The sequence below is a fragment of the Streptomyces nojiriensis genome (assembly GCF_017639205.1).
GTDB lineage: Bacteria > Actinomycetota > Actinomycetes > Streptomycetales > Streptomycetaceae > Streptomyces > Streptomyces nojiriensis.
Map to the genome: position 1 here is coordinate 1,806,941 of NZ_CP071139.1, position 7,357 is coordinate 1,814,297.

Annotated in this window: 8 protein-coding genes; 6 read left to right on the plus strand and 2 right to left on the minus strand. The window is 74.9% G+C overall.

What is annotated here, in order from left to right; all coding sequences use genetic code 11:
* The first annotated feature begins 99 nt into the window (after positions 1-99).
* From JYK04_RS08515 to JYK04_RS08535, 5 genes are read left to right on the plus strand one after another with little or no spacing between them, the layout of a single operon-like run.
* Complete coding sequence (locus JYK04_RS08515) at positions 100-1,059, plus strand: STM4015 family protein (RefSeq protein WP_189734525.1); 960 nt, start codon at positions 100-102, stop codon at positions 1,057-1,059.
* A 10-nt stretch (positions 1,060-1,069) separates the two neighbouring features.
* Positions 1,070-2,194, plus strand: a complete 1,125-nt coding sequence (locus JYK04_RS08520) for an STM4014 family protein (protein ID WP_189734527.1) — start codon at positions 1,070-1,072, stop codon at positions 2,192-2,194.
* A 31-nt stretch (positions 2,195-2,225) separates the two neighbouring features.
* A complete protein-coding gene (locus JYK04_RS08525) occupies positions 2,226-3,032 on the plus strand; it encodes an STM4013/SEN3800 family hydrolase (protein WP_189734788.1) in 807 nt (268 codons plus the stop codon).
* Positions 3,029-4,390 carry an STM4012 family radical SAM protein gene (locus JYK04_RS08530; RefSeq protein ID WP_189734529.1) on the plus strand — a complete coding sequence of 454 codons (1,362 nt, stop codon included), beginning with the start codon at positions 3,029-3,031 and terminating at the stop codon, positions 4,388-4,390. Before JYK04_RS08525 ends, JYK04_RS08530 begins: the two co-directional genes overlap by 4 nt.
* Positions 4,391-4,395: 5 nt before the next feature.
* Positions 4,396-5,295 (plus strand): STM4011 family radical SAM protein, encoded by a 900-nt coding sequence (locus JYK04_RS08535; protein ID WP_189734531.1) that lies wholly within the window; start codon positions 4,396-4,398, stop codon positions 5,293-5,295.
* Here JYK04_RS08535 and JYK04_RS42125 read toward each other — a convergent pair.
* Complete coding sequence (locus tag JYK04_RS42125; protein ID WP_308430997.1) at positions 5,270-5,821, minus strand: amidohydrolase family protein; 552 nt, start codon at positions 5,819-5,821, stop codon at positions 5,270-5,272. The genes JYK04_RS08535 and JYK04_RS42125 overlap by 26 nt on opposite strands.
* Positions 5,822-5,853: 32 nt before the next feature.
* Complete coding sequence (locus tag JYK04_RS42130; RefSeq protein ID WP_308444766.1) at positions 5,854-6,192, minus strand: imidazolonepropionase-like domain-containing protein; 339 nt, start codon at positions 6,190-6,192, stop codon at positions 5,854-5,856.
* Between the two features lie 70 nt (positions 6,193-6,262).
* On the opposite strand from JYK04_RS42130, the gene JYK04_RS08545 reads away from it, so the two are divergent.
* On the plus strand, positions 6,263-7,354 hold the full coding sequence (locus JYK04_RS08545) for an alpha/beta hydrolase-fold protein (protein ID WP_189734533.1): 1,092 nt from the start codon (positions 6,263-6,265) through the stop codon (positions 7,352-7,354).
* The last annotated feature ends 3 nt before the right edge of the window (positions 7,355-7,357 follow it).

Below are 7,357 nucleotides of genomic sequence, written 5' to 3' on the forward strand. Positions count from 1 at the left end.
CGCCCACCCCACACCCCGCCCTGCCGCTGCCCCTGTCGGTGCCCCTTGGTACAACTTGCAGCACATCGGACGCGACAGGCGAGGAACGGCGGGCACCCCATGAGTTACCCCAGACACCTGAAGGAATCGTGCGGGCTGCCCGTCTTCGATTTCCCGAGCCCGGGGGACACGGACACGACCCCCCTGCCCGCGGCGGACGCCGTCGCGTGGCGGATCTCCTGCGACAGCTACGACAGCGAGGAGAGCTGGACCGAGGCGTTCGCCCGGTTCGCCGCCGCGGTCGACACCACGCTGGTCCGCGCGATCGTGGTCGGCTCCTGGGAGGAGGCCTACGAGAGCGGGCCCGAGGAGATCATCGGCGCCCTCCTCGACGCACGCCCCCGCCTGCCCGCCCTGCGGGGCCTGTTCCTCGGGGACATGGAGTCCGAGCAGTGCGAGATCTCCTGGATCAACCAGAGCGACGTCGGCCCGCTCCTCGACGGCTTCCCGGAGCTGGAGGAGTTCGGCGTGCGCGGCGGCTCCGGGCTGGTCTTCCCCGCCGTCACGCACCACACGTTGCGCTCCCTGACCGTCGAGACCGGCGGCATGCCCGCCGAGGCCGTCCGCGGCGTCGCCGCCAGTGACCTGCCCGCCCTGGTCCACCTCGACCTGTGGCTCGGCACGAGCGAGTACGGCGGGGATGCGGCGATCACCGACCTGGCGCCGATCCTCGACGGCGACCGGCTGCCGCGCCTGCGTCACCTGGGCCTGCGCAACAGCGACATCCAGGACGAGATCGCCACCGCCGTCGCGTCCGCTCCCGTCGTCGCCCGCCTGGAGACCTTCGACCTGTCGATGGGCGTCCTCACCGACCAGGGCGGCGCCGCGCTGCTCTCCGGCCAGCCCCTGACGCACCTCAAGAAGCTGGACCTGCACCACAACTACCTCGGCGGGCCGCTGCGCGAGCGCCTGCAGGAGGTCCTGGGCGGCGCCGGCGTCACCCTGGACCTGGACCGCGGCCATGCCGAGGAGGACGAGGACGACGGCCGGGTCTGGCGCTACGTCGCCGTCGGCGAGTAGCGCACGGGCCATGACGGACCACGCACCACCGCCGCGCTGGGCGGTCGTCGGCAACCCGGAGAACCGGCGCGTCGCCCTGTTCTCCGGGGCGGTGCGCGATGCCGGGCTGCCCGCTCCGCGCATCGTGCCCTGGACGGACGTCCTGCGCGGGGGCGGCGCCGCCTTCGCCGCCGACGAGATCGTACGGATCGAGTCGCCCGGGGAGAACGCCGAGGTCGACCGGCTCCTGCGCGGCGCCGGTGACCCCACCCGGGTGGAGGGCGGGGCCCGCTGGTACGCCGCCTTCACGGCGGCCGTCCGGACGCTGACCGGCGGCCGGCGCCTCGACGACCCGGACGAGCTGGCCGTCCTCTTCGACAAGCGGCTCTGCCACGAGGCCCTCGCCCACGCCGGGGTCCCCGTTCCGCGGTCGCCGACCTCCGGCGGCAAGGCTCCGGTGCGCGGCTGGGACGACGTACGGGCCCTCATGGCCGCGCACGGCATGCCGCGGGTGTTCCTGAAGCCGGCCCACGGCTCCTCGGCTTCCGGTGTCGTCGCCGTCGAGACGGCCGGCGGGGGCCGGATCCGGGCGACCACCTCCGTGGAGAGCGCGCAGGGCGGCCGGCTGCACAACTCGCTGCGGGTACGGCGCCTCACGCGCGAGCCGGAGGTCGCCGCGCTGGTCGACGCCCTCGCCCCCGACGGACTCCACCTCGAACGGTGGTGGCCCAAGGCCTCCCTCGGGGACGGGTCGGCCGACCTGCGCGTGGTCGTGGTGGCCGGCCGGGCCACCCACGCCGTGGTCCGCACCAGCCGGACCCCCATGACCAACCTCCATCTCGGCGGGCGGCGCGGCGACCTCGCCGCCGCCGTCCGGGCCGCGGGCCCCGCCTGGGCCGAGGCCCTGCGGACCTGCGAGCGGGCCGCGGCCTGCTTCCCGGGCACCCTGTGCGTCGGTGTCGACCTGCTGCCCGCCGTCGGCTGGCGCCGGTTCGCCGTCGCCGAGGTCAACGCCTTCGGCGACCTCCTGCCGGGCCTGACCGGACTGCCCGGCAGCGGCGCCGAGGGCCAGGACACCTATGCCGCGCAAGTGGCCGCCGCCATCCGAAGACACGTACAGCACCACCCCACGAGGAACCACCGTGCACCCGCCTGAGACCCCCGCGCCCCCGCCCCCGCTCCCCGACATGAACGAGGTCGTCGGCCGCGACGACCTGCTCCTGCTCACCCTGGACACCCTGCGCCACGACGTCGCCGTCGAACTGGCCGCCGCCGGACGCATTCCGAACCTGGCCCGGCACCTGCCCGGGGGCGTCTGGGAGGAGCGGCACGCCCCCGGCAGCTTCACCTACGCCTCCCATCAGGCGATGTTCGCCGGCTTCCTGCCCACCCCCGCCCGGCCCGGCCCGCACCCCCGGCTGTTCGCCGCCCGCTTCGCGGGCAGCGAGAGCACCGCCGGCCGCACGTACGTCTTCGACACTCCCGACCTGGTGTCGGGCCTCGCCGCGGCCGGATACCGCACGGTGTGCGTCGGTGGCGTCGGCTTCTTCAACAAGCAGGGCGCGCTGGGCGACGTGCTCCCCGGCATGTTCCAGGAGAGCCACTGGGAACCGGCCTTCGGGGTCGCGTCACCGACCTCCTTCGAGGCACAGGTCGAGCGGGCCGAACAGGTCGTGGCCGCGCTCCCCGCCGACCAGAGGCTGTTCCTCTTCGTCAACGCCTCCGCGCTGCACCAGCCCAACTGGTTCCACCTCGCCGGCGCCACCGCCGAAGCGGGCGACACGCGCGCCACCCACGCCGCCGCCCTCGAATACATCGACCGGCACATCGGCCGGCTCCTGACCGCCATGAGCTCCCGCCGCCGCTGCTTCGCGATCGTCTGCTCCGACCACGGCACCACCTACGGCGACGGCGGCTACACCGGCCACCGCCTCGCCCACGAGGCCGTCTGGACCGTGCCGTACGCCCACTTCTTCCTGGAGCCGTCCGCATGAGCGCCCCCGCACCCGCCCCGCTCGCGCCCACCCCGCCGCCGGGCCGCCCGTACAGCGCCTACGTGTACGCCTACCCCCACAAGACCGCCTACCGGCCGCTGCCCGAGCCGCCCGCCCTGCGGGACCTGTGGCACGGCGAACGCAAGGACGCCCTCTCCCTCTACCTCCACATACCCTTCTGCGAGGTCCGCTGCGGCTTCTGCAACCTGTTCACCCGCATCGGCGCCCCCGACGGGCTCACCGGCCGCTACCTCGACGCCCTGGAGCGCCAGGCCACCGCCGTCCGCGACGCCCTCGGCGACGACGGCCCGGTCTCCTTCGCCAACGCCGCCTTCGGCGGCGGGACGCCCACCTTCCTGACGGCCCCCGAACTGGAACGGCTCTGCGACATCGCCGAGCAGCGGATGGGAGCCGACCTGCGCGCCGTCCCGCTGTCCGTGGAGACGTCCCCCGCCACCGCCACCGCCGACCGGCTCGCCGTCCTCGCCGAGCGCGGCGCCACCCGCGTCAGCATCGGCGTCCAGAGCTTCGTCGCCGAGGAGGCCCGGGCGGCCGTGCGCCCCCAGCGCCGCGCCGATGTCGAGGCGGCGCTCGGCCGCATCCGCGACGCCCGCGTCCCCGTCCTCAACATCGACCTCATCTACGGCATCGACGGCCAGACCCCCGCCACCTGGCGCACCTCCCTGGACGCCGCCCTGGCCTGGCGCCCCGAGGAGCTCTACCTGTACCCCCTGTACGTCCGCCCCCTCACCGGACTCGCCCGGCGCACCGCGCTGACCGACCGGGCCTGGGACGAGCAGCGTCTGAGCCTCTACCGGCAGGGCCGCGACCACCTCCTCGCGCACGGCTACGAGCAGGTGTCGATGCGCATGTTCCGGCTGGCCGGTACGGCGCCCCAGGGCCCGGACGACCACGCCTGCCAGACGGACGGCATGATCGGCCTCGGCTGCGGCGCCCGTTCCTACACCTCCGCGCTGCACTATTCGTTCGACTACGCCGTCGACATGGGCGAGATCCGCGGGATCATCGACGACTACACCGCCACCGACGACTTCACCCGCGCCGTCCACGGCCGGCCCACCAACGGCGACGAGGCGCGCCGCCGCCACCTCCTCCAGTCGCTGCTCCAGGCGCAGGGCATGCCGGTCGCCGACTACCGGGAGCGGTTCGGCGCCGATCCGCACGAGGACTTCCCCGCCGAACTGGCCGCGTTCGCCGCCCGCGGCTGGCTCGACCAGGACGGCACGGGCCCGCTCCTGCGCCTCACCCCCGAGGGCCTGGCCCACTCCGACGCGCTCGGCCCCGAGCTGTTCTCACCGGCCGTACGGGCCGCCATGGCCGCCTACGAGGCCAAGTAGCCGCCGTGGACCTCACCCTGCTCTACCGCGGCCCGCTCGCCTCCTGCGACTACGACTGCCCGTACTGCCCCTTCGCCAAGCGGCGCGACACCACGGCCCAGCTGCGCGCCGACCGGGCCGCCCTCGAGCGGTTCACCGGCTGGGCGCGCTCCCGGGCCGGGGAGGACCGGCTCTCCCTGCTGTTCACCCCGTGGGGCGAGGGGCTCGTCCGCTCCTGGTACCGCCGCGCCCTCGTCGACCTCTCGCACCAGCCGCACGTCGACCGCGTCGCCATCCAGACCAACCTCAGCTGCCGCACGGACTGGCTCGCCGAGGCCGACCCCGCCACGCTCGCCCTGTGGTGCACCTACCACCCCGGGCAGACCCCGTTCGACCGCTTCCTGGGCAAGCTGCGCGACCTCGCCGGCCGGGGCATCCGCCACAGCGTCGGCATCGTCGGGCTCCCCGAGAACCTGGAGCACGCCCGCAGGCTGCGCGCCGCGCTGCCCGCCCACGTGTACCTGTGGGTGAACGCGGCCGACGGCCACACCTACACCGACGCCGAGGCCGACACGTGGACCGCCCTCGACCCGCTGTTCCCGTACAGCCGGCACCCGCACCGTTCCGCCGGACTGCCGTGCCGCACCGGCGAGTCGGTGGTCTCGGTGGACGGCGACGGCACGGTCCGCCGCTGCCACTTCGTCCGCGCCGAGCTCGGCAACCTCTACGACGACTCCTACCGGACCGCGCTCGGCCCGCGTCCGTGCCCGCTGGCCACCTGCGACTGCCACATCGGCTACGTCCACCTGGAGACGCTGCCGCTCTACGACGTCTTCGCGGGCGGTGTCCTGGAACGCGTCCCGGCGACCGGTACGCCCCCGCTCCCCCTGGTCCCCCTGCTCAGGAGGCCCCCGGCAGCCGGCTGACCACCCGCCCGCCGGCCACGACCAGCCGGACCGAACGCAGCGCGGCGAGGTCGGCGAGCGGATCCCCGTCCACCACCAGCAGATCGGCCCGGAGCCCGGCCGCCGGCCGGCCGGTGTCGCCGCCGATCCCCAGGGCCCGTGCCGCGCCCGTCGTGGCCAGGTCGACGACCTCGGCCGGATCCAGCCCGATGTGCTCGAAGAACTCCAGACTGGAGACGAAGGCGTCGAAGACGGCGTGCGGGACGCCCGCGTCCGTCCCGGGCAGCAGCCGTACGCCGCGCTCCGCCATCCAGCGGAGCCGTCCGAACATCTCCTCGGCCCGCTCACGGCCGAACCGCTCGGCGAATCCCCGCCAATCGGGGCTCGCCGCAGGGCAGACGGCGATGCCGCGCGCCGCGATGGCGTCGACCACGTCCTCCCGTACGTCGAACCCCGTCCGCCCCATCCACGTGCAGTGCTCGATGCCGTCGACCCCGGCGGCCACGGCGGCGGCGATGCCCTCGGTCCCGTGCGCGTGGACGGCCACCGGCAGCCCGAGGCTCCGCGCCTCCGCGACGATCAGGCGAGCAACCTGCCGGCCCGGTCGGCCATCGCGGCGTGGAGCTCGGCGTCCGAGGCGGCCTGGAGGCCGGCCACGGGGTCGGGGCCGGCGTCGAGCGCGAGATGGACGTGGGAGTCGATCAGGCCCGGGAGCAAGGTGCCCTCGGGGAAGGCCAGTCGGGGAACCCCGGGCCCGGCCTGCGCCTCGACCTCCGCGCGCGGCCCGACCGCCACGATCAGGCCCCCGTCGCACAGGACGGCCCCGTCCGGGACCACCCGGCCTCCCGGACCCGCCACCATCCGACCCGCCGACAACACCGTCCGCACGATGCCCCTTCCCGTGGTCGAGGTCGTCATCCTCTCCCGGACCCCACCGGTACGCTATAAAATTAGGTTTACCTAACTTCCGCTGCCGCCAGGAGACTTGATGCTTTCGGACACCGTCTTCGCCGCATACGGGCTGCCCGGTGAGCCGGGGTCCGAGGAGTTCTGGGCGGCGGCCGCGGGGCCCAGATCGGTGCCCGCCGACGGCGGCGGCTGGACGACCCTGTTCCTGTGGCGGGGCGCCGCGGCCCGGATCGGCTTCGAGAGCTGGTCGCCGGAGCTCGCCCTGCGCCGCTGGGGTGGTACGGACTGCTGGTACGCCGAGGTCCGGATGCCCGCGCGGCTGCGGGTGACGTACCGGTTCCTCGTGGGCGAGACCGCGTACGCCGACCCGTTCAACCCGGAGGGGGCAGGCGGTGACCGGTCCGTCGCCGCCACCCCGGACGCTCCGGCCCAGCCGCACTGGCCCGCGTTCCGGGCCGACGCCGACGATGTACTGCCCCTCCCCCGGACCCGGGTCCGCTGGGCCAGCGAGCGGCTCGGCGGGCGGCGGACCGTACGGGTCCACCCGGCGGGCGGCGGCGGGCCCGTGGTGCTGCTGCTGGACGGGGACGACTGGCTGTACCTGCACCCGGCCATGACCGCATTCGACTCCGCCGTCGCCGGCGGCGAGATGCCCCCCGTCACCCTCGTCTTCCTGCCGACGAGGGACCGGGAGGCCGAGTTCGGGTGCCGGCCGGAGCTGTGGGAGGCGGTCCGGGACGAACTGCTGCCGCTGGTCGGGGAGTCCGGCGTACCCGTGGACGGGGACCGCCTGGTGGTCGCCGGACAGAGCCTGGGCGGGCTGAGCGCGGTGTACGCGGCCCTGGAGTTCCCGGACCTGGTGTCCCGGGTCGCCTGCCAGTCGGCCTCGCTGTGGTGGACACCCGGCGCCGTGCGGTCGGCGGACCCCCTCGGCGGCCCGGTCGGCGGCTCCGTCGCCGCACGCCTGCGCGAGCGCCCCGACCTGTCCGGCCTGCGGATCGCCTTCGACGTGGGGGAACACGAGACGCGGATGCTGCCCCACTGCGAGCTGGTCGAGACCCTGGCCGAGCGGGCCGGCGCGACCGTGCGGACCTCCCGGTCGGCGTCGGGCCACGACCGTGCGGGCTGGCGCCAGGCCCTGCTCCGGGACGTGGCCTGGGCGCTCGGCTAGGCC